Annotated in this window: 20 protein-coding genes; 3 read left to right on the top strand and 17 right to left on the bottom strand. The window is 30.0% G+C overall.

The window, feature by feature from the left end:
* Nucleotides 1-37: 37 nt before the first annotated feature.
* Nucleotides 38-886: a MetQ/NlpA family ABC transporter substrate-binding protein gene (locus tag CURI_RS03535; RefSeq protein WP_014966907.1), complete on the top strand. Its 849-nt coding sequence runs from the start codon at nucleotides 38-40 to the stop codon at nucleotides 884-886.
* An 87-nt stretch (nucleotides 887-973) separates the two neighbouring features.
* Here CURI_RS03535 and CURI_RS03530 read toward each other — a convergent pair whose 3' ends face one another.
* From CURI_RS03530 to splB, 10 genes are all read right to left on the bottom strand, one after another.
* Nucleotides 974-1,741 (bottom strand): DUF4097 family beta strand repeat-containing protein, encoded by a 768-nt coding sequence (locus CURI_RS03530; protein WP_014966906.1) that lies wholly within the window; start codon nucleotides 1,739-1,741, stop codon nucleotides 974-976.
* A gap of 16 nt (nucleotides 1,742-1,757) precedes the next feature.
* Nucleotides 1,758-2,072, bottom strand: a complete 315-nt coding sequence (locus CURI_RS03525; protein WP_014966905.1) for a PadR family transcriptional regulator — start codon at nucleotides 2,070-2,072, stop codon at nucleotides 1,758-1,760.
* Between the two features lie 39 nt (nucleotides 2,073-2,111).
* Nucleotides 2,112-2,696 (bottom strand): DUF1700 domain-containing protein, encoded by a 585-nt coding sequence (locus CURI_RS03520; protein WP_014966904.1) that lies wholly within the window; start codon nucleotides 2,694-2,696, stop codon nucleotides 2,112-2,114.
* Nucleotides 2,697-2,949: 253 nt separating this feature from the next.
* On the bottom strand, nucleotides 2,950-3,393 hold the full coding sequence (locus CURI_RS03515; protein WP_014966903.1) for a GNAT family N-acetyltransferase: 444 nt from the start codon (nucleotides 3,391-3,393) through the stop codon (nucleotides 2,950-2,952).
* Between the two features lie 77 nt (nucleotides 3,394-3,470).
* Nucleotides 3,471-5,828 carry a phosphoenolpyruvate synthase gene (gene ppsA / locus CURI_RS03510; RefSeq protein WP_014966902.1) on the bottom strand — a complete coding sequence of 786 codons (2,358 nt, stop codon included), beginning with the start codon at nucleotides 5,826-5,828 and terminating at the stop codon, nucleotides 3,471-3,473.
* A gap of 99 nt (nucleotides 5,829-5,927) precedes the next feature.
* Nucleotides 5,928-7,280 carry a L,D-transpeptidase gene (locus CURI_RS03505; protein ID WP_041701500.1) on the bottom strand — a complete coding sequence of 451 codons (1,353 nt, stop codon included), beginning with the start codon at nucleotides 7,278-7,280 and terminating at the stop codon, nucleotides 5,928-5,930.
* Between the two features lie 79 nt (nucleotides 7,281-7,359).
* Nucleotides 7,360-8,091, bottom strand: a complete 732-nt coding sequence (locus CURI_RS03500) for a DUF881 domain-containing protein (RefSeq protein ID WP_014966900.1) — start codon at nucleotides 8,089-8,091, stop codon at nucleotides 7,360-7,362.
* 122 nt (nucleotides 8,092-8,213) lie between these two features.
* Complete coding sequence (gene argH / locus CURI_RS03495) at nucleotides 8,214-9,527, bottom strand: argininosuccinate lyase (RefSeq protein ID WP_014966899.1); 1,314 nt, start codon at nucleotides 9,525-9,527, stop codon at nucleotides 8,214-8,216.
* Nucleotides 9,528-9,544: 17 nt separating this feature from the next.
* Nucleotides 9,545-10,744, bottom strand: a complete 1,200-nt coding sequence (locus tag CURI_RS03490; RefSeq protein ID WP_041701498.1) for an argininosuccinate synthase — start codon at nucleotides 10,742-10,744, stop codon at nucleotides 9,545-9,547.
* Nucleotides 10,745-10,978: 234 nt separating this feature from the next.
* Nucleotides 10,979-11,995 (bottom strand): spore photoproduct lyase, encoded by a 1,017-nt coding sequence (splB, locus tag CURI_RS03485; protein WP_014966897.1) that lies wholly within the window; start codon nucleotides 11,993-11,995, stop codon nucleotides 10,979-10,981.
* Nucleotides 11,996-12,220: 225 nt separating this feature from the next.
* Between splB and CURI_RS03480 the strand changes: the two genes are divergently transcribed.
* Nucleotides 12,221-13,288 (top strand): HD-GYP domain-containing protein, encoded by a 1,068-nt coding sequence (locus CURI_RS03480; protein ID WP_014966896.1) that lies wholly within the window; start codon nucleotides 12,221-12,223, stop codon nucleotides 13,286-13,288.
* Nucleotides 13,289-13,360: 72 nt separating this feature from the next.
* Here the strand turns inward: CURI_RS03480 and CURI_RS03475 are convergent, their stop codons facing one another.
* Nucleotides 13,361-13,624, bottom strand: a complete 264-nt coding sequence (locus CURI_RS03475; protein ID WP_014966895.1) for a hypothetical protein — start codon at nucleotides 13,622-13,624, stop codon at nucleotides 13,361-13,363.
* A gap of 153 nt (nucleotides 13,625-13,777) precedes the next feature.
* Between CURI_RS03475 and CURI_RS03470 the strand changes: the two genes are divergently transcribed.
* Nucleotides 13,778-14,002, top strand: a complete 225-nt coding sequence (locus CURI_RS03470; protein ID WP_014966894.1) for a DUF378 domain-containing protein — start codon at nucleotides 13,778-13,780, stop codon at nucleotides 14,000-14,002.
* Between the two features lie 102 nt (nucleotides 14,003-14,104).
* Here the strand turns inward: CURI_RS03470 and CURI_RS03465 are convergent, their stop codons facing one another.
* The 6 genes from CURI_RS03465 to CURI_RS03440 form a co-directional block, all read right to left on the bottom strand.
* Nucleotides 14,105-15,445 (bottom strand): TldD/PmbA family protein, encoded by a 1,341-nt coding sequence (locus tag CURI_RS03465; protein WP_014966893.1) that lies wholly within the window; start codon nucleotides 15,443-15,445, stop codon nucleotides 14,105-14,107.
* A 3-nt stretch (nucleotides 15,446-15,448) separates the two neighbouring features.
* On the bottom strand, nucleotides 15,449-16,837 hold the full coding sequence (locus CURI_RS03460) for a TldD/PmbA family protein (RefSeq protein ID WP_014966892.1): 1,389 nt from the start codon (nucleotides 16,835-16,837) through the stop codon (nucleotides 15,449-15,451).
* Between the two features lie 131 nt (nucleotides 16,838-16,968).
* A complete protein-coding gene (locus tag CURI_RS03455; RefSeq protein ID WP_014966891.1) occupies nucleotides 16,969-17,514 on the bottom strand; it encodes a class IV adenylate cyclase in 546 nt (181 codons plus the stop codon).
* A 111-nt stretch (nucleotides 17,515-17,625) separates the two neighbouring features.
* On the bottom strand, nucleotides 17,626-18,558 hold the full coding sequence (locus tag CURI_RS03450; protein ID WP_014966890.1) for an NAD(P)H-dependent flavin oxidoreductase: 933 nt from the start codon (nucleotides 18,556-18,558) through the stop codon (nucleotides 17,626-17,628).
* A gap of 331 nt (nucleotides 18,559-18,889) precedes the next feature.
* The gene (locus tag CURI_RS03445) at nucleotides 18,890-20,716 is read right to left on the bottom strand and encodes an ABC transporter ATP-binding protein (RefSeq protein WP_014966889.1); all 1,827 of its coding nucleotides are present in this window, start codon (nucleotides 20,714-20,716) and stop codon (nucleotides 18,890-18,892) included.
* A gap of 15 nt (nucleotides 20,717-20,731) precedes the next feature.
* Nucleotides 20,732-22,522, bottom strand: coding sequence for an ABC transporter ATP-binding protein (locus tag CURI_RS03440; protein WP_014966888.1), 1,791 nt, complete (start codon nucleotides 22,520-22,522; stop codon nucleotides 20,732-20,734).
* Between the last annotated feature and the right edge of the window lie 116 nt (nucleotides 22,523-22,638).

Genomic DNA, 22,638 nt, shown 5'->3' with positions numbered 1-22,638 from the left:
TTATATAAAATAAACAATTCAAAAGGAGGATTTATAAATGAAAAAATCACTAGGTATTTTATTGCTTGTTCTTATACTTGTATCTTCTCTGGCATTAGCAGGATGCCAAAAACAAGCAGATCAGTCAAAAGATAATGGTAATATTGCTGAACAAAATAAAACTGAAAAAATCACTTTAAAAGTAGGAGCGTCTCCTGAACCTCATGCAAAAATGTTAGCTTTAGTTAAGGAAGATTTGGAAAAAGAAGGCATTACTTTAGAAGTAAAAGAATTTAGTGACTATGTTCAACCTAATTTAGTAGTAAATGATAAACAGTTAGATGCTAATTTCTTTCAACATCTACCTTACTTAGAAAACTTCAACAAAGAGAAAGGTACTAATTTAGTATCGTTAGGTTCTATCCACCTTGAGCCAATGGGAGTATACTCTGAGAAAATTAAATCAATAGATGAACTTAAGAATGGCTCTACTGTAACTATACCAGCAGATGCTACTAATGGAGCTAGAGCTCTTTTAATTCTTGAAAAGAATGGACTAATAAAATTAAAAAAAGATGCTGGCTTTAATGCTACTGAAAAAGATATAGTGGAAAATCCTAAAAACTTAAAATTTGAAGCGTTAGATTCAGCTTCACTTCCTAGAACTTTAAAAGACGTTGATATATCTGTTATAAATGGAAACTATGCATTAGAAGCTGGATTTGATCCTCAGAAAGATGCTTTAATATTAGAAGAAAATAGTTCTCCTTATGGTAATATCATTGCTATAAGAAAAGGTGATGAAAACAGACCAGAACTTCAAGCTCTTTTAAAAGCATTACAATCAGATAAAATCAAAAAGTATATAGAAGAAAACTTTAAAGGTGGAGTTATCGCAGGATTTTAGGTGATTTACACGAATAGGGTTCTCATTATTAGAAAAGTAAAACAGACTAGATAAACTTAAATATCTAGTCTGTTTTTTATACTAATATTAGTTATATACCTCTATATCTCCTAATCTAGATTCTAACTTTATTAAACTTCCACCTTCATTCATGTCAAAGTTCATTTTTTGTGACATTCCAGGAAAACTATTATCAGAGCTGTTAAGTTTAGTACTTCTTAATTTATTTTCTATTTCTCCTACACTCGTCTTTATATCAAAAGTTAAGTTATTATTTTCATTTACTTTTAATTTTATTTCTCCTATATCTGTAACTATTTTACCAGATTCTATTTCATTTATTTTTACATCTATATCCCCTAGTTTTGTATTTAAGTTTAGATTTTTACCCGAATATTCCCCTTCAAGTTCACCTATATCTGATGTAATATCCATATCACCTTTATACTTATTAGGTATAGATATCTTAAGAGTTGAACCAACCTTACCTTTCATTATGTCGTTTTTCAAATTTAGCCCTTTATTAACTTTATTGATATCTACTGTTAAAGTATTATTAATATTATTTATTATAATTGGATCCTCTGACTTTTTAAGAGGGTTTATAAGTTCTAGTTTTAAGATGTCCTCATCACTATACTGAAAGTAAACATTTGATATACTAGCTTTTATCTTTATCGATTCTACATTTTCTATAGATTCTTCTTTAGCTATTTTTCTACCTTTAGTCTCAATACTATAGTTATCCTGAGTATTGAAGATTTTATATCCTCCCATCAAGTACAGTGCACCTGCTATTAAGATAGATATCAATCCTACTATAATACATACTATAACTATCCTTTTAATTTCCATAAATTCATCACTCCTTTTACTTTACTTTAGACAATATTCCTTCTACTCCATCTATAAATTCGTACCACTCTTTTATTAGTTTGTTCTTTGTTTCTACTCCTAGTTCTGTGAGAGTGTAATATTTTCTAGGCGGCCCCTCTTGAGATTCTTTCAAGTATGTTGTACAATACTCTTCTTTCACTAGTTTCCTTAATAGTGGATAGATTGTACCCTCTGATATTTGTATATTTTCAGATATAGTCTCAACTAGCTCATATCCATAACAGTCTTTTTGAGAAAGAGCACACAAAACGCATAGTTCTAAGACTCCCTTTTTAAATTGTGAGTTCAATGATTTTCATCCTCTCCATTAAGCGAGATTTTTAGCTGCTTATCCTGTAATTATTTTTGCATTTGCCTTTATATATTTTAATATGCCTTTGAAGAATACTTGTGTTAATTTAAAAACTCCTATTGTAGATGCAATACTTAATAAAAATACTCCTATTCCTAAGAAAAATAACATGAACCTACTAGCCATATTTGGAATGTATACCATATTAATGAATGGTAAGTTTAGCGGCTCTAATAAACTTGCTATAGAAATACTAACTCCTGCGATTCCCATAGATAGCCCCACTGCTAATCCTGATATAAGTAAGGCAACTATAGTAGCTACAATTGGTAGACCTAATACTAAATTAAAGAAACCTAATCCTATACCAGATATTAAAACTCTCATTATATTTAAAGGAGTTGTGTTTTCCTCAGCTTTGTTTACCAGAGAATTGTACTTATATTGTCTACCTATATGTTCAGGATTTCCTAATTTTTTTGATATCTCTTCCTCACTTAAGCCTCTCTCTATTCCAACATTAAAATGCTCTTCGTAATCCTCCATTATCTCCCTTTTTTCTGCTTCAGTGATATTTCTTAGGCTAATATATAGTTTATTTAAGAACTCTTTCTTATTCAAAGTAAATACCTCCTATTAGAATAATTAAAACTTTGATTACCTTTCTATAAAACACGGTACTTTGTAATACAAGGTACTATGTATTACAAATATAAGTATACGTTTACTTATCGTATATGTCAAGTCATAATATGTCCTTCTAGGTATTATCTTTAGTCACTTAATTTACTGCCTATATTACTATATCACAATAAGGAGCTATTTAAGACTTGTAAGTATGCAAAATAAGAGAACTCCCAAAATTGAGGTTCTCTTACTTTATGTATTTACTCATAGTAACTACATCTTCTAATTCCTTATACTCATTTTTTATATAGAAATTTGATACCTCTTTAGCTCTTAAAGTATTTAGTATAATCTTATTTATATTTAATGTATTTAGTTTTGACTCTAATTCTTCAATAATTGTACTTCCAATTCCTCGGCCTTTATGGTCTACATCTATAAATATTTCCTTTAGATTATAGTCTGTTCCATCATACCATGTTTCACAGTTTCCTAGAACTGCACCTTTCACTTCATCATTTTCTATATATACTAGTCCTATAAAGTTAGGAGTTGAGTAAATATCTTTTAATCTTTTATAAGCATTATCGACCGTCCAATTATCATTCCATGGATTAGCATTAAATGCTTTTACAAATAGTTCTCCACATTTTATTAAATGTTTTTCCTCTATATTATAAACATTACTCATAATTATTCTCCTTTAAATTTTTATATAAATTAATAGACTACCTAGTGGTAGTCTATTAAAATTTATATTTTTTTATATTATAATCCTCTTAACTTGTTTAATATTATTTTTTGTTCAACTGAAGCTACTAATCTTCTAGTGTATGCTACAGTATCTGGATTTACACTGATACTATCTATTCCAGCTTGAACTAGGAATTCTGCAAATTCTGGGTAAGTTGATGGACCTTGACCACAGATTGAAACAGTTTTTCCATATTTATGAGCCGCATCTATAAGCATTTTTATAGCTGTTTTTATAGCTGGATTTCTTTCATCAAAGTATCCCATGCTGTTTAATATACCTGAGTCTCTATCTGCTCCTAAAGTTAATTGTGTTAAGTCATTACTTCCTATACTGAATCCGTCTACTAATTGAGCAAATTCTTCTGCTTGGAATATTACTGATGGAACTTCTGCCATTATCCAGATTTTAAAGTCATTGCTTTGAACTAATCCTTCACTAGCCATTATTTCTTTTACTTTTATAAGTTCCCATGTAGTTCTTACAAATGGAAGCATTACATATACATTTGATAGTCCAAATTCTTCTCTTACTTTTCTTATAGCTTTACACTCTAGTCTGAATCCTTCTTCGTATTCCTCAGAGATATATCTTGAAACACCTCTCCAACCAATCATTGGGTTAGCTTCTATAGGCTCAACTTCGTCTCCACCTTTAAGTCCTCTAAACTCATTAGTTCTAAAGTCACTTAATCTTACAACTAATGGTCTTGGATATAATTCCTGAGCAACTTTAGTTATAGCTTGAGACATTTTTTCTATTAGTATATCTCCTTGACCTGTCTTTAATAAATACATAGGATGTGCTCCTATTTCATTATTAAATATAAGTTCTGTTCTCATAAGTCCGATTCCATCAAATGGTAAGTTCTTATATTTTTCTATCATTGATGGCTCTCCAAGGTTCATATATAGCTTTGTTGCAGTTATTGGAGCTGTAAGTTGGCTTATTATATCTTCACTTATTCCTACTGTAGATTCAGAAGATTTTTCAGCTGATTTTTCTTTTTGTTGCATAACTATTCCTTCATATACTACTCCACGAGTTGAATCTACTGTAACTTCCATTCCTTCTGTAAGTATTTCGCTACCGTTTTTAGCTCCTACTATACATGGAATTCCTAACTCTCTAGATACTATAGCCGCATGACAAGTTCTACCACCTTCATCTGTAACTACAGCAGCTGCTTTTCTCATAGCTGGAACCATATCTGGGTTAGTCATAACAGTTACTAGAATATCTCCATCTTCTATTCTATCTATTTCAGATATATCTTTTATGTTTTTAACTTTACCACTACCGATTCCTGGTGAAGCTCCTAATCCTCTAACTAATGATTTTAATTCTTCTACTTGAACATTAGTTTCTTGAGCTTTTGTCTCTTTTAAAGTAGTTATTGGTCTTGATTGTAGTATATATAATTCTCCTGTATCTGAATCTAGTCCCCACTCTATATCTTGAGGTGATTTGTATAGGTTTTCTATTGCCATACCATTTCTAGCTAAATCAGCTACTTCTATATCCGTTAAACATTGTTTATTTACAAATTCTTCACCTAAGAATTCTGATACATGAACTTCTATAGTTCCTACATCATCATTGTTTTTTATTACCATTATATTTTTTTCTGCTACGTTTCTCTCTATTATTGATAGTGGAGATTTGCTTAACACAAAGTCGTCTGGAGTAACCATTCCTGATACTACAGCTTCTCCTAATCCCCAGCTAGCATTTATTAATATTTCATCTGGAGCACTTGTTATAGGGTTTGCAGTGAACATAACCCCTGCTACTTTACTATTTACCATTTTTTGAACTACAACACTTAGTGCCACTTCTTCATGTTTAAATCCTTGGTCTTGTCTGTAGTATATAGCTCTACCTGTCCAAAGTGATGCCCAGCATCTTTTTATATGAGTTATAACTTCTTCTGTTCCATTTATGTGTAAGTAAGTATCTTGTTGTCCTGCAAAAGATGCATCTGGTAAATCTTCTGCTGTAGCTGAACTTCTGATAGCTACTTCTGGATCTTTAACATTTACTTTTTTACTAAATTCTTCATAAGCATCTATTATGTCTTTTTTAATGTCTTCAGGGATTTCTGCTTGTATTATTAACATTCTTACTTCTGCACTTTTTGTTTCTAATTCAGTAGTATCTTCTGTATCTAAATCTTTTAGTATGTCTAATATTTTATCTTGTAAGTTTGCTTTTTCTATAAAATCTGAATATGCTGATGCAGTAACGCAAAATCCTGGAGGAACTTTTACACCTTTTGTAGTTAACTCTCCTAAGTTTGCTCCTTTACCACCTACTAGTGGTATATCTTCTTTATCTACTTCATCAAACCATTTTATATATTTGAAAGCCATAATATCTCCCCTTTTTCGAATTATTATATTATACATTATAACACATATATTTAAATGTGCTATACTTATTTTTATTTTTATATTAATTTATTTTTTAACCTAATCTATAACTATAACTGATGTACTTGTAAGATCTGCCCAATCATATACAAATTTAGCATGACTAGTATAGTTTCTAACACACTTATGAGACCTTGGAGTAGTTCCTATGGTAGCTAAGTATTCTTTCATACCTGGGTCTATATTTTTACCATCTTTCTTTTGAAAATCTATTGGTACTCCATGTATATATGCTCCAGCTGTAAATCTAGTGCCATAAGGGCCATATCCAGCTAATTCCTTAGTTTCATCATTTATATAGTAGAACTTATCTCTTTTCTCTTGAACCTTGAATCTTCCTTTAGGAGTTTCATATTTATATTTTTCTTTTGCTCCAGTAGTTGCTAGAGTATATGAAATTATAGTCCATACATTATCTCTCTTTTCAAATACAGCTTCATTTTGATTAGTAGTATCTATAACAACTGCTTTTGTCAGACTAGATATGTTATTTTCAAAAGACACATATTTCTTGTGTACCCAATACTCACCTTCATATTCAAAATTGGATACTTTATAAAAATCTCCTTTTTCCTCTAATATAAATACTATCATTCCATCTGGAATATATCTAAATTCACTTCTATTTTCTAGATTAGGGTATGCGTCAGCACTTTGATATGCTTGTATTCCATATTGATCTATAGACTCTCCATTTAATAATGGTGCTGTTCCATTTTTATTTTTATAGTTAGAAATATACCCGTAATTCATAATAGCCATCTCTTGATCTAGTCTTTCTATTTCCTCTATCATTTTTTGAAATTTGAAGGTTCTAAATTCTCCTATGCTTGTTGGTGCATATCCATATAAAGTATCATTATCTTCTGTCCAAGATACTATATACCATTCTTTATTATCGTCTCCAATTAATTTTCCTTCTAGCTTTATCTTAGATAGATACTCTGCTTTATATGCAATACTAGAATTAGTATTAGGTTTCTCATAAATTTGTCCATCTTGGCTAGTTATGAGCATATAGTCAAAAGGTATATTATATTTATCATATAGTATATCTACATTTATATTATTTGGTATTTGTGTATCATATACTTCTACTAATCTTAGATAATTTAATTTTCCTGTTAGAGTGTTTTTATCGAAATTCTTTAACTTATTTAATGTTATGTCATAAATATTTTTAACCATATTTTTAGTAATTCTATTATCATCTTTTATTGGAATATAGTTTACATTAGGCTCTAATTCTTGCCCAGTATAATTTCTTATATCTTCTACCAGTTTTTTATTTTCTTCATTTAGCTCATTTTGTTTTATCTTTTTATTCTGTTTATTGTTGCAAGAAGTTGCGATAACGGATAACACAACTATCATTATTAATATCTTTTTCATTTTCATACCTCCAGTTAAACATAGTTTAACCTTAAAATAATAAAGTATAAAAAGAATTTTTTCTTTTTATACTTTATTATTAGTTATTACCTTTGCTAGGCTTAGCATACTTTAGTTTTTCTATTTTTGTATACTTAGGTATGATTATATTTCCAGATTCTTTAATTTTAACACCATATAAGTATCTATGCTCCATATCCCACATTACATTTCCTTTAACCTTTAATCCTCTTTGAAGTTCCTCAGCATTTCCTATTACATTAATTATAAATGGTGGTGAAACTGATATGCCATTTATCTTTATACGATTAACATCTGGCTGTAAGCTAGTGTAGTTAGTATATCTTTGATCATTTATAGATATAGCTTCTGCTCCTAAGTCATTTAATCTGCTTATTAATTGTAATATAAGATCATAGTTTGCAATTAGTATACTACTTTCTTCTCCCATTTTCATTTGCATAGATGGCTCATTTATTTCTATACTAATTCCTGGCCCTTTTATGGTACTGTATCCAACAAACATCTTATATTTTTCTAATTCACTATATAATTTTTCAACATGAGCATCTTTATCCTTTTCAATATCTACGTGCTTTTTTATTTCTTTTTCTACATCATCTAGTTTACTTTTTAATTCTTCTTTTTGATCTTGTAGCTTTTCATATTCTAATGATAATTGCTTTCCCCTTTGATTTGGATTAACACCTTCTCCAACTGTGCTTACCACTGTTTTAAATTGGATAGAAAGTATTACCCCCAAAACTATACAAATCAGGATAAACACTATCTTGTCTTTTATTCCAATCAAATTTCTGCACCTTCTTTCTGTACAGCTTATATTATAGCATATTTTGTAGTCGTATTTTTACTGTTATTTCAAATAAAAAACAGTTATATTTATCCTTTTTGATAAATATAACTGCTTTTTATTTATAATAATTCTCTTTTTATACCTTTATTAAAAACTTGATCATAATCTATGAAATCATATATGTCTTCTGTAAAGTTAGGATCTACTCCATTTAATTCTTCTAAAGATAAATCTTCTATAGCCACACCTTTAGATTCACATAATATAACTATTTCTCCTACTATTTTATGAGCATCTCTAAACGCTACACCTTTATTTACTAAATAATCTGCCACTTCTGTCGCATTTAAGAAACCTGCTTTTACTGCACTTCTTAAAACATCTTTATTTACTTTTAGTGTTTTCAGCATTTCGTTCATTATAGATAAACAAGCTGTAACTGTATCTAGTGCATCAAAAAACTGTTGCTTATCCTCTTGCATATCTTTGTTATATGCTAAAGGTATACCTTTCATAGTAGTAAGCATTCCCATAAGTGCACCATATACTCTACCTGTTTTTCCTCTTATAAGCTCAGCTGCATCTGGGTTTTTCTTTTGTGGCATTATGCTGCTTCCAGTTGCATAAGCATCATCTATTTGGACAAATCTAAATTCTTGACTACTCCATATTATAAGTTCTTCACTTAATCTACTTAAGTGCATCATTATAATTGAAAATGATGAAAGCATTTCTAGTAAATAATCTCTGTCACTTACCCCATCCATAAAATTATCTACTGGTTTTTTAAATCCTAATTTTTCTGCTGTATATGCTCTATCTATAGAGTGAGTAGTTCCAGCTAATGCTCCACACCCTAGTGGTGACTCGTCTAAAATATCTAAACAATTTAAAAGTCTTTTTTTATCTCTTCCAAACATACTATTATAAGCCATCATGTGGTGTTTAAATGTAACTACTTGTGCTCTTTGTAAATGAGTATATCCTGGCATTAGATAGTTATTTTCTTCACCTAATCTTTTTATAGTTTCACCTAGATCTTCTAACATATCTGCTACCATTTGACCATTTTCTTTAGCAAACATTCTCATATCTAGTGCCACTTGGTCATTTCTACTTCTAGAAGTGTGTAGTTTTTTTCCCACATCTCCTATTCTTTGAATAAGGTTTGACTCTACAAATGTATGAATATCTTCGCTTCCCTCTATTAAAAGCTTACCTTCTTCTATATCCTTAAGTATAGTTTCAAGTCCAGACATGATCTGCTCTTTTTCAACTTCTGTCAGTATTCCACTTTTAGCAAGCATCTGTACATGAGCTATACTTCCTGTTATATCTTGCTTATATAGTCTTTTATCAAATGGAAGAGAGCTGTTGAAGTCTTCCATTAGTTTGTTTTCTTCTTTTTGGAATCTTCCACCCCAAAGTTTCATAAAATACACCGCCTAATTTATTTGTTTTTAGCCATAGATCTTATTTTTAATGGTAATGTAAATAATTTTATAAATCCATCAGCATCTTTATGGTCGTAAAGATCACTCGCTCCAAATGATGATATTTGTTCATCATATAGTGCATTAGGTGAATCCATTCCAGCTATCATTATATTTCCTTTATAAAGTTTTAATTTTATCCAACCTGTAACAGTTTCTTGTGTTGAATCTATGAATGCATCTAGTGCTTCCTTAAGTTGACTGAACCATAATCCATCGTAAACAAGTTCTCCGTATTTTATAGCTACAGTTTGTTTAAAGTGATATGTCATTTTATCTAAAGTTAATTTTTCTAAGTCCTTATGAGCTTCCATTAATATTGTAGCTCCTGGTGACTCATATACTCCTCTTGATTTCATTCCTACTAATCTATTCTCTAATATATCTACTATACCTACACCGTTTTCTCCACCAATTCTGTTTAGCTCACCTAGAAGCTCAGCTGGTGACATTGCTTTTCCATCTAATTTTGTAGGAACTCCTTTTTCAAAATGTAATTCTATATAAGTTGGTTCATCTTTAGCTTGCTCTAATGTTTTAGTCATTAAGTATAATTCTTCTGCTTTATGCTCATTTTTAGGATCTTCTAAGTGTCCACCCTCATGGCTTATGTGCATTAAGTTCATATCTCTTGAGTAAATTTTTTCTTTTGTTACTGGAACTGATATTCCTTTTTGATTTGCATAATCTATCGCATCTTCTCTTGAGCTTATATCCCAAATTCTCCAAGGTGCTATAATTTGTATACTTGAGTCTATAGATGCTATTCCAGCTTCGAATCTTACTTGGTCATTTCCTTTACCAGTACATCCATGACAAATATATTTTGCCCCTTCTTTATGAGCTATTTCAACTAACTTTTTAGCTATAAGTGGTCTTGCTACAGCTGTTCCCATTAAATACTTATCTTCATAAACTGCATTTGCTTTTATAGCTTTAAACACATAATCTTTCACAAACTCTTCTTTAACATCTTCTATATATATTTTAGATGCTCCTGACTCTATTGCCTTTTCTCTTACTTTATCCATATCGTCATCTTGTCCAACGTTTATACAAGCTGCTATTATTTCCATATTATAGTTTTCTTTTAACCAAGGTATTACTATTGAAGTATCCAGTCCTCCTGAATATGCTAATACAACTTTTTCTTTCATTTTAAGTCTCCTCCCCATTATCTCCATTTAATATTGACTTTCTTTAAATGATATAGCTATTCGCTAATCTTATAAATATAATTTTTTATCTATATACTATTATAATACTATTTATGCATTCTATAAATCGTTATAGTTAATATTTATTTTTTAATATTTATTAATATTCATGTATTATTATAAACAAATTAGATGTCATTGTCAATATCTTTACCCGATAAACAAATAGAGTTTCTAAATAATATAGTCAACTTCACTACTTGGGAAAAGACTGCTTATATTATTTTGAAAAAACTCCTTCATTTCATTTAATTCCTCCTGTTTATATAAATACTTACCATATCCAAATTGTCCGTACTTGAATTTTCTTTCTTCTTCTACCATAGGTAAAGTAGTTTTAGGAAATATCTCGATTATCTTATTTTTTGCAGCTGTAGTAAATCTATGTGATATTACCTCAAAGTGAATTTTCTCACTTTCATAACCTTTCAGAATTTTTCTTAGTTCATGTAGCATAAATAAATATTCTTTTTTCCAACCTTCATACAATATCACTGGACCTATTATGAACCCTAGGTTATATCCATTACTTATAATTTTTTTAGAAGCCTCTATTCTTTTGTATAAATCTACAGTTCCATGTTCATAAGTTTTTATTACCCTTTCTGTATTTATACTGAATCTAATAGTGGTTTTTCCATTATGATTTAAACCTAGTAAACTATCTATTGTATCAAACTTAGTAACAAATCTAAATTTAGCATATTCCTCCTTCCCTATAAATTCTATCGTCTTAGCAAGCATTCCAGTATATTCTTCTAAAGGTATAGGATCAGAAGTAGCTGCACCTTCAAATATAGTAACTTGTGGTTTTCTTTCCTCTATATATTTTTTTGTTTCTTCTAGTATTTCATCTATATTAGCATATACAGTTATATACGGTTTGTTTCCAAATCTAGTATTCAAATAACAGTATTCACACTTTCCAGCACAACCTGATACTAGTGGTAACTGATAATGTGCAGATGGTTTACAAGTTTGAAATTCACCTTTTTTTCTTACTCTAACTACTAATGTACTTTTCCCTTCTGAATATAAACTTTGAGGACTATCTCCTGGAATTCCAGATACTCTATTTCCTTTTAATATATGAGTTACTACTCCTTTTTCTTTAAAAGATTTATATAATTCGGCTCCTAGCTCATAAGATAGGGCCTTTTCTTCAAACAATACTCTTTTAGGAACATACACCTTTTCTCATCTCTCCTTATATTAGCAATATTTATTCTATTATTAGCTATATATATAAGGTTAATTCATATATTGATAAATAAGGTCTTTATAGTGAAGCTTATGCTATATCTGATTGCTCAATTCTTTAATGGGTAAATATTCTAGTTAAGTAGTATAATTATATAACCACCAAAAGTTTTGTGACATAGAAAAATATAGATAATGTGAGGTAGGTGTTGCATTTTGACAAGATTAGTAACAGTAGATCAGCTTAAAGATGGAGATATACTTGCTGAAGATATATTCACTGATCAGGCAAATATGTCTATAGTAGTAAAAAGTACTGTTATAAACGAACGCGTTATAAAAAGATTAAAAGAGCTAGGCATAGGATCACTATTAATATTTGACTCTAAAGATACAGATGACTATGAACCTAAAGGTAATTCTAGTGAAAAAATAACTAATAAAAAGGAAGTCTTTAAGGAACAATACAAGAATAGTGTTTCCAATGTAAAAAATCTATTTAACGATATTATGGATGGTAAAAGTGTAAGCTTAGAAAAGATCACTGATATATCAGATGAAGTTTTTAAAAGTTCAGAAGATATATATGCTGCTATTGAATCTATAGGTGAGCTTAAAGAAATTGATGAGTATACTTATGCCCATTCCATAAATGTTGCTCTGTATTCTATGCTCTTAGGTAAATGGTTAAATTTAAGCGAAGATAGTATTGAATCACTCGTTAAATCAGCTGTTTTACACGATATAGGTAAATCTAAAATAGACGAAAGTATTTTAAACAAACCTGGAACTCTTTCAGATGAAGAGTTTGAAGAAATAAAAAAACATACTACTTATGGATATAACATATGTCAAAACTTTGAAAATATTAGTGACGAAGTTAAAAATGGAATACTAATGCATCATGAGAGAATAGATGGAACTGGATACCCTATGGGCTTAAAGGATCAAGACATAAGTTTATTTGCAAAAATAATAGGAATTTGTGATGTATATGATGCTATCACTTCTGAAAGAGCCTATAGGGAAAAAAGTACTCCTTTCGATACTTTCAATGAACTTATAGATATCGGATACGATAAATTAGATACTAAAATAATGTTAATATTTTTAAATAATATAGGCAGCTTATATATAGGCTCTAAAGTAAAAATGAATACTGGTGAAATTGGAGAAATTATATTTATTCCTTCTGGAAATATAGATAAGCCCATAGTAAAAATAGGTAATGATTACTGCGATCTTTCTAAAAATAGTCAATATAGAATAATTGAAATGCTTTAAGTCAAAAAATTTAAATAGAGATAGAATCTTATATTCTATCTCTATTTAAGTTAATGTGAATAATAGATTTTATTAAAATATATTGAATAAAACTACTAAAATTAAGAAGAAAAATAATAAGCTTTCATGCGATTCATGCATGGAAAATCCACCTTGATTAAATATTATAACTAACAGAAGGAAAAAGAATAGTAATGAAAAGTTGGTTCTTCCACATTCACCACAATTTTCACTTTCTATACAGTCATCGCTTGTTATGTAATCATCACCTTCTTCACAATCATAGCTAAGAGCATCAAACTCTTCTTCAAAACCAGCACTAGTTTCTAATGCCATGTTATCTCGCCCCTTTCAAATATGTATTAATACCTATATTACATATTCTATTCACAAGATTGAAAATTGTTACTGATTTTTTTAATATTGTATATAAAGTTGCTTTAAGTGAAATAATACTTTTACAACAACTTTAAGGAGTGATTTAATTTCATGGATAGATTATCTTTAGTACTAGTAATTATAGGCGCACTAAACTGGGGACTAATTGCTCTATTTCAATTTGACCTAGTAGCAAACTTATTTGGTGGTCAAGATGCTTTTCTAAGCAGAGTAGTATATGGTCTTGTAGGTCTAGCTGGTATTTACTGTATAACTTTCTTATTTAAAGAAAGAGACAGATATATAGATGAGGATAGAGATAGAGATAGAATCTAAGCTAAGTTTATATATAAATACCTTATAGCTCTAATATATAAATATCCCTTGTAGAAAATGATTATCTACAGGGGATATTTTATTATATTTATATTTAAATGGCTATTCTCCAGCAACTGATAATTTTTTTATCTTTAACGAAGGTGACCCTATATAACCAGCTCCAGGTAATGCGAACTCTAAGTCGCTTCCTACTATTTCTACATCATTTAAAACTTCAAAATAGTTTCCTGCTATAGTTATTTGATTAACTGGTCTTAAGACCCTTCCTCCTTCTATTAAAAAACCGTATGCAGATAGTGAAAAATCACCTGATATAGTGTTAAGCCCTGAGTGTAACCCTTGAACATCTACAATCAGTAATCCTCTATCTATACTTCTTATCATATCTTCTAATTTTGTATCCCCATTTTCTATATACATGTTTGTCGGCGATATAGATATAGATGATTTATATCCTTTAAACCCATTTCCAGTTGGTTCCACTCCATCTTTCTTAGCTGTTTTCAGACTATGAAGGAATGTTTTTAGTACTCCACCATCTATTAACTTTTTATGCTTTGTAGCTACTCCCTCACTATCAAATCCAGTAGACGCTATTCCATCCTTCAGAAAAGGATCATCTACTATAGTTATTAGATTATTAGCTATTTTCTCTCCAATTTTTCCTTTTAATAAAGATAAATCTTTTTGAACTGCTTCCGCTGAGAATATTGAAGAAAATGCTTCAAGTATATTCGCAGATATATCATTTCTTAAAATTATTTCATATTGTCCTGATTTTACAGGTTTTGCACCTAACATAGATACAGCCTCATCAACGGCTCCTTTTGCTAAGGTTTTAGTATCAAACTTATTAAAATCATTAGAAATAGCATATTTAGCTGAAGTTTTTATATCTTCTCCGTCTTTTACTTTTACTCCTAAGTAAGCAAAAGCTAAGTTAGACTTATCTTCAAGTCTTAACCCTTTAGAATTTATAACTATACTTTCACTTGATGACTCACTAAATATACAAGGATCAACTGCTTCTACTCTCTTGTCTAAGCTTAATGCTTCTTTCTCTAATTCAAATGCCAACTTTATCTTTTCTTCATTAGATATATCTTCTAGAGCTTTATTATAGTTATTAACTTCTTTGTATTCCTTCGATCCTTCATATATGAATTCTTCATCATCACTATCTATTATAGTAGCATTTGCTTTAGCCTCTTTTATAAGCATATCTACAGAAGTTTCGTCCACTTTTTCAGTATATGAATATCCCATTTTCTGATTATATATTCCTCTAAATGAAAGCCCTTGTTCATCAGATATCGAATAATTAACTATTTCACCTTCGAATATTTTCAAATTGAAGCTATTATTACTTTGAAAATATACTTCCATATCTTCAAATCCTGCTTCTTTTCCTTTTTGAAATAATATTTCAGCTAATTTCATTTACTAGTCCTCCTTTCTTCCACCAACTGTGATAGATGAAACTCTAATTATAGGTTGACCTACGTTAGTAGGAACAGATCCACTTACTGAACCGCACATTCCTTGACCATATAACAAGTTATTTCCTACCATATCTATTTTGTTTAATACTTCTAATCCATTTCCTATAAGAGTTGCTCCTCTAACTGGTTTATCTATTTTACCATTTTTAATCATATATCCTTCTGTAACAGCAAAGTTAAATTCACCTGTAGTTGGATTTACAGACCCTCCACCCATGTACCTTGCGTAAAGTCCATTTTCTGTATTAGCTATTATTTCCTCTTTTGTAGACTTTCCATTTGCTATATAGGTATTAGTCATTCTTGAAGTAGGCGGATATCTATATGATTGTCTTCTTCCTGAACCAGTTGACTTCATCCCCATTTTTATTCCATTTAATTTATCTACCATATATCCTTTAAGGATACCATTTTCTATTAGAACATTTTTCTGAGTTTTGTGCCCCTCATCGTCTATATTAGAAGATCCCCATTCATTTACCATAGTTCCATCATCTATTGCAGTTACTAAATCTGATGCTACTTTTTGACCTATTTTATCTGTATATACTGACAACTTCTTTGCAACTGATGTAGCTTCTAGTCCATGACCACAAGCCTCATGAAATATTACTCCACCAAATCCATTGTCTATAATTACAGGCATTTTTCCACTTTGACAATGCTCTGCATTTATCATAGTTTTTGCAATTCTAGATGCTTCTTTTGCATAATCTTCTATATTAAAAGTATCGTAGAACTCGAAGCCCATATGAGCTCCTGGTCCAAAGAACCCAGTCTGCATTTCTCCATTTTTAGACGCTACTGATGATATAGACGTTCTTGTTCTAATTCTTTTATCTTCCACAAGAAGTCCTTCTGAATTTGCTACTAATATATTCTGTTCATAATCTCCATATGAAACTGAAACTTGAGATATTATTTCATCATAATTTTTAGCAGCATAATAAGCTCTTTTCATCAAATCTACCTTAGTAGTACTTTTCACTGTATTAGGCATTATTTTTATAGGATTTAAGTTTAATACTTCTCCTTTAGTTAGATCTAGTATTAAATCTTTCTTGGCTTTTTTTATTGCCATAGCTCCCTCTTTTGCTACTTTTAATAGATTGTCTCTATTGCAATTGTTAGTATAAACATATATGCTATTTAATCCATTAAATATCCTTATTCCTACTCCGAAGTCTCTACCAGCCATACCATCTTCTACTTTTCCACCTATTAAATATAGTGAAGTACTATATCTATCTTCTACAAATACCTCTGCAAAGTCTCCACCGGTAGACATTGCTGTATTTATAATGTCCTCTAATAAACTTTTGCTTAGCATATATTCCCCTCCTCTTATTAAAATATCCTTTCTTAGTTTATTCTATTTAGCAACTTTATATCCCTTTATAATTTTAAAAACAAGAAAATCTATCTATTATAGTTTAGATAGGTTTCTAGTATGTATTCTCTTTATTCTAATCCTGCTTCTTGCCTTAATTGTTTTAGTGACTTCAAGGTTATATCTTTCTCATCTACATTAAGTAGTCTTATAGCTTTATCTATATCTTCTTTTTTAGTAACTTCTATTTCTAAATAAGGATATGGATACGTATCTTTATCCCATGTATCTATATCAAATCTTATAGCTTCATATTCATAACTTATTCTTTCTTTACTGCCTTCATTTTTTATATATACGTCTAAGTTTTCTAATATTTCAATCATTGCTTTTTTGTCTGTAAACTTAGTTTCTATCTCTTTGTTTTCTCTTATACCATTATTATTTATATTTTTTTTAAAAGTTAATATATATTCTACTTTGTTATTAGCTAAATCTTTACTCTCTCTTATTCTCAAATATCCTTTTCCAGAGTTCTCTATATTTCCTTCTTTAGTATCTAGTACAGTGTTTATCTGATGCTCTTTCTTAATTAATGTAGCTCCTAATTTTAGTAGCTTTTCCTCTAGCTCTTTTTTATCTATATTTAAAACTTTTACTTCTAATTCTTTAGCCATATTATTTCTCCCTTATTAAAATATATTTTAGCTATAATAAAATAAACACTATCAGATTATTATATTTATACAATAATTTTGATAGTGCTTATGTTCTTAAAGAGACTCGTCTTATTCAAATATAGGTTTAAATCTTTCAAATACTTCTTTAACTGATAATATACTGTCTATTTTCCACACATCTTTTCCTGCAAACATTATTCCACCTTCATGATCCCCTGAATGACCACGAACTAATCTATCATTTACACAAAATTTATGAGTACATTTTTTTAAACAATTATTACACTCGCTAGGTTTATCTGGATTTCCATTTAATATTTTTTCCACAAACGGTGACTTTAAAGCATTTGCTAGTAATCCTGCTGAACTCATTATTTCTACTACATCATCTTCTTTTGCTTCTATATACATTTGCTTAAATTTATCATCAACTTCACACTCTTCTGTTGCCACAAATCTAGTTCCCATTTGTATTCCATCAGCTCCGAGATCTAGCATTTTCTTAGCATCTTCCGGAGTTACTATACCTCCCGCTCCAAATACAGGTATCTTTACTGCTTCTTTAATTCCTTTTATTATATCCCAAGAAGTTAAGTCTGTACCTAAGTGTCCTCCAGCATTTGAACCTTCTGCAACTACTGCACTTGCTCCTAATCTTTCTGATATTTTAGCTAATCTTACTGATGATACTATAGGTATTATTGGAGTGTTGTGTTTTTTACCTATATCAAATATATCTCTTGAAAATCCTGCTCCAAATGTAATAAAGTCTACTTTAGCTTCAATAGCAGCCTCTACTAATTCAAAAAAGTTTGTTACAGCGAACATTATATTAACTCCAATAGCTCCATTGCCTGATGCTATTTCTTTAGCTTTTTTTATTTCTTCTCTTAGCTTCTTAGTAGTTATAGATGTTCCTGCTATTACTCCCATTCCGCCTTCTTTAGCTACTGCACCTGCTAATTTTGCCATGGAAACTTTTATTGCCATTCCACCTTGAATTATAGGGTATTTGATATTTAAACTTCCTATACTGATCATTTCCGTCCCCCTTAACTTAATTTATATTTTTTCTTAATAATTCATTATATCATTTTATTTGTTTTTTTAAATACTAAATTGTATAAATACTATAAAAAGTGGAGACTCAAAATTTAAATCTCCACTTTTTTAATTACTATTATTTATTTTATTAAATCTAATATATATTTAACACTAATAATGTTAAACATACAGCTGTAATACTTAAAACTAAAGCTCTGTATCTGTTTTTAATTTTTTTAGCTCCAAATCATACACCCTTTACTCTTATAATATAACTACTTAAGCTATATTATTTTCCTTTTGATGATTTTTATCCAAATAATATACATTACGAGTGTAAGATTTTTGCTTCTTGCTCTTCTTTAAATTGATTAGTATATAGTCTATAGTAATATCCTTTAAGCTTTAACAGCTCTTGATGTGTTCCTTGCTCCACAACTTTACCTTTTTTTATTACTAATATGCAGTCTGAAGATTTTATGGTAGATAATCTATGAGCTATTATAAAGCTAGTTCTTCCTTTTAATACTTTCTGAAGTGCATCTTGTATTATTTTCTCTGTTTCCGTATCTATTGATGAAGTAGCTTCATCTAGTACAAATATCTTAGGATCACCAAGTACTGCTCTTGCAAAAGATATTAGTTGTTTTTGTCCCGTAGAAAGTCTACTTCCACCTTCACCTACCTCTGTGTCATAGCCTTTTTCTAAATCTTTTATAAATTCATGGGCATTTACTAATTTAGCAGCTTTTATAATGTCTAACTCACTTGCATCCAAATTTCCATAGACTATATTTTCCTTAATGGTTCCACTAAAAAGCTCTGGTGACTGTAGTACGTAACCCAAGTTAGAGTGAAGCCAAAGTTGTGATCTTTCCCTGTAATCTACCCCATCTATTAATATTTCTCCCTTTGTTGGCTCGTAGAATCTACATGCTAGGTTAACTATAGTACTTTTTCCAGATCCAGTCTCTCCTACTAATGCTACTGTTTGACCTGACTTAACTTCAAAATTAAAGTTTTCTAATATCTTCTCCCCTGTCTTATATGAAAATGATACATTTTTAAAACTTATATTCCCTTCAATTTGAGGCCAATTTTCTTTCTTAGGATTAAATGTATCTCCATATTTCTCTATCACTTCATGTTTATCTTTTATTTCTAGTTCTGTATTTAGAAGAGATAGTATTCTTTCTGCTGAAGCTTGAGCAGATTGTAAGTCTGAAAATACACGAGCTAATTCTCTTAATGGTTCAAAAAATTGGACTGTATAAGATATAAATGCTACTAATGTACCATATCCTATAACCTCCATCAATACAGATTTTCCTCCAAACCAAAGAGCTATACCCGTTCCGATACTCCCAAGTGTAATAACTATAGGCTGATAAAGAGACGATAAAACAGTTGCTCTTATTGAATAAAGTTTCATCTCACTAGTGTGTTCTTTAAACTCTTCTAGATTTTTTTCTTCTCTACTTAGAGTTTTAGTAGTTCTAGCACCCATTATTCCCTCATTAAACGCACCTGTAATTTTTGAATTTATTTTTCTAACTTGACGATGAGATTTCAGCATTTTTTTCTGAAAATACATACTCACGACTATAACCACTGGAACTACTGACAGAGTTATAATAGCTAGCTTTAGGTTTAAGTAAAGCATTGCACATATTATAACTACCATCATAGTAAGTCCCCAGATCATGTCTACAAGTCCCCAAGCTACAATATCTCCTAATTTTTGTGTATCCAATGTCATACGAGACATTATCCATCCAACCTGAGTAGTATCAAAATAAGAAAATGACAACTCTTGTAAATGTTTAAATGCCTTTTTTCTTATATTATATGTTATCTGTGTCTGTATTTTTCCAGATGTGTCTATTAGTAACCATACATTTATAGCTTGTAATAGCACTAATATAAAATATATAGCTCCAAAAGAATATAATCCTTTTATATTTCCGGTAGTTACAAAGTTATCTATAGCATATTTATTCATAAGTGGAAATATGGCATCTATTCCTCCTACCCCTACCATTATTATAGCTAAGAATACTAGTAGCTTTTTAGAAGGCATTCCGTATAGTAATATTTCTTTCCATAGTTTCAAGTTAAATTTCCGCTTAAATTCTTCTTCTTCTAAATTAGTCATAATTTTTCCCTCCTTTTAACCTAGTTTTTCTTCTAAAGAATTTTGCATATCCCATATTCTTTTATATAATCCATGCTCATTTAATAATTCTTCATGTTTTCCTATTTGAGTTAATTTTCCCTGCTCTAAAACCAAGATTAAATCAGCTTCGGCAATAGTACCAATTCTATGAGATATTATAAATGTAGTAGTATCTCCATTTCTCTCTTTTAAAGCTTTACGAATATGAGCATCTGTTTCTGTATCTACTGCACTTAATGAGTCATCAAATGCTAGTATTGGATAGTTATTTATTAAGATTCTAGCAATAGCCGATCTTTGCTTTTGACCTCCAGATAGAGTAACTCCACGCTCCCCGACTAATGTGTCATATCCATTTTTAAATCCCATTATTACATCATGAATAGATGTATCCTTAGCTACATTAAATATTTCTTCATCTTCTACATTCTCTTTGGCTATTCCTATATTTGCTTTTATAGTTTTCCCATATAAGAATGGTTCCTGAAGTACTATTCCGATATGACTTCTTACCCACTTCTTATCTATGTTTTTAAGTTCAACACCATCTATCTTTATAGAACCTTTCTGATAGTCATAAAGTCTTCCCAATAGATTTACCAAAGATGTTTTCCCTGATCCGGTAGGACCTAATATTGCTATCGTTTGACCTTTTCCTACTGTGAAAGATATATCTTTAAGTGCCTCTTTACCTTCATCATATTGAAATGTCACATTTTTAAATTCAATATTTCCTAATATTTCAGGTTTAAGTTGTTCAATCTTTTCATACTCTGTATTTTCGTCTAATATCTCTTTTATACGACTTGTAGCAACTATCGTCTTTCCCATATCTGAAAGTATTCTACCCATTTGTCTTACTGGCCATAAAAGTAGACCTTCATAAGTAATAAACACAACTAAAGTTCCTAATGTAATCTCTCCTTTAGCAGATAAGTATGAACCTATGATTAACACAAATGCTATTTGAAGTAAACATATAAAATCCGACAGTGACCAGTACCATGCTAACTGTCTCATAAGTTTATACGTAAGGTCTTTAAACAACTTATTACTCTTATCAAACTTATCTATTTCATAAGATTGTCTTCCGAAAGCTCTTACTACTCTCATTGCGGTAAGATTTTCTTGCAATACATTTGATAATTTTCCTTCTGCTTCGTCTGCAACTTTAAACGTCCGTTTAACAACGTTAAAAAATATTATAGAAAATATAAATATTATTGGAACTACTGCCATAGCAACAAGAGTTAGTTTTATATTTAGTGAAAGCATAACAGTTAGTACACCTGTTAACATAAATACTGCATATCCTATCTCAACGAGTTGTGTAGTTAAGAATTTTTTCACAGTTTCTATATCCGAAGTGCATCTTTGTATAAGATCACCAGTTTCAGATTTAATATGATAGTCATATGAAAGCAATTGTAAGTGCTTATATAGCTCATCTCTCATATTTTTTGCTGTTGACTCTGAAGCTTCTGCTGACCACTTTCCACCTAAATATATAGATATTCCTCTAAAAATTGTGATAAGTACAATAGCCAAACTACATATCCAAATATTTTTAGCCATTACACTTTTTCCGCCAATATATTCTATTCCTTTCATGATAATCATTGGTGCATCTATAGGCTTGTTACCTATTATAGAGTCAATAGTTATACTTATAACTATTGGTACTAGCATAGTAAATGCTATATTTAGCCCGACACATATAATAGAAGCTATATATTTCAGTAATTTACCTCTCATAAATTTAATTAATAATTTACAACTCTCCAAAGACTTCAACTCCTTTTGTATATTTGAGTTTTAATTAAAGCTACCCTGTTCCACCTCTAAAAGTTTTACTTCTGATGTTGTTTCTTGCCATAACTACTCCTCCTTATTTATTTTTT

The sequence above is a fragment of the Gottschalkia acidurici 9a genome, assembly GCF_000299355.1.
GTDB lineage: Bacteria > Bacillota > Clostridia > Tissierellales > Gottschalkiaceae > Gottschalkia > Gottschalkia acidurici.
The sequence above is the reverse complement of the archived record's forward strand: the minus strand, read 5'-3'. Positions and strand labels throughout refer to the sequence as shown.

Coding starts and splice junctions, on each gene's coding strand:
- CURI_RS03505 (WP_041701500.1), bottom strand. CDS start 7,280: ATGAAAAAGATATTAATAATGATAGTTGTGTTATCCGTTATCGCAACT.
- CURI_RS03470 (WP_014966894.1), top strand. CDS start 13,778: ATGGATAGATTATCTTTAGTACTAGTAATTATAGGCGCACTAAACTGG.
- CURI_RS03535 (WP_014966907.1), top strand. CDS start 38: ATGAAAAAATCACTAGGTATTTTATTGCTTGTTCTTATACTTGTATCT.
- argH (WP_014966899.1), bottom strand. CDS start 9,527: ATGAAACTTTGGGGTGGAAGATTCCAAAAAGAAGAAAACAAACTAATG.
- CURI_RS03530 (WP_014966906.1), bottom strand. CDS start 1,741: ATGGAAATTAAAAGGATAGTTATAGTATGTATTATAGTAGGATTGATA.
- CURI_RS03460 (WP_014966892.1), bottom strand. CDS start 16,837: ATGCTAAGCAAAAGTTTATTAGAGGACATTATAAATACAGCAATGTCT.
- CURI_RS03475 (WP_014966895.1), bottom strand. CDS start 13,624: ATGGCATTAGAAACTAGTGCTGGTTTTGAAGAAGAGTTTGATGCTCTT.
- CURI_RS03465 (WP_014966893.1), bottom strand. CDS start 15,445: ATGAAATTAGCTGAAATATTATTTCAAAAAGGAAAAGAAGCAGGATTT.
- ppsA (WP_014966902.1), bottom strand. CDS start 5,828: ATGGCTTTCAAATATATAAAATGGTTTGATGAAGTAGATAAAGAAGAT.
- CURI_RS03450 (WP_014966890.1), bottom strand. CDS start 18,558: ATGATCAGTATAGGAAGTTTAAATATCAAATACCCTATAATTCAAGGT.
- CURI_RS03445 (WP_014966889.1), bottom strand. CDS start 20,716: ATGACTAATTTAGAAGAAGAAGAATTTAAGCGGAAATTTAACTTGAAA.
- CURI_RS03455 (WP_014966891.1), bottom strand. CDS start 17,514: ATGGCTAAAGAATTAGAAGTAAAAGTTTTAAATATAGATAAAAAAGAG.
- CURI_RS03490 (WP_041701498.1), bottom strand. CDS start 10,744: ATGAAAGAAAAAGTTGTATTAGCATATTCAGGAGGACTGGATACTTCA.
- CURI_RS03515 (WP_014966903.1), bottom strand. CDS start 3,393: ATGAGTAATGTTTATAATATAGAGGAAAAACATTTAATAAAATGTGGA.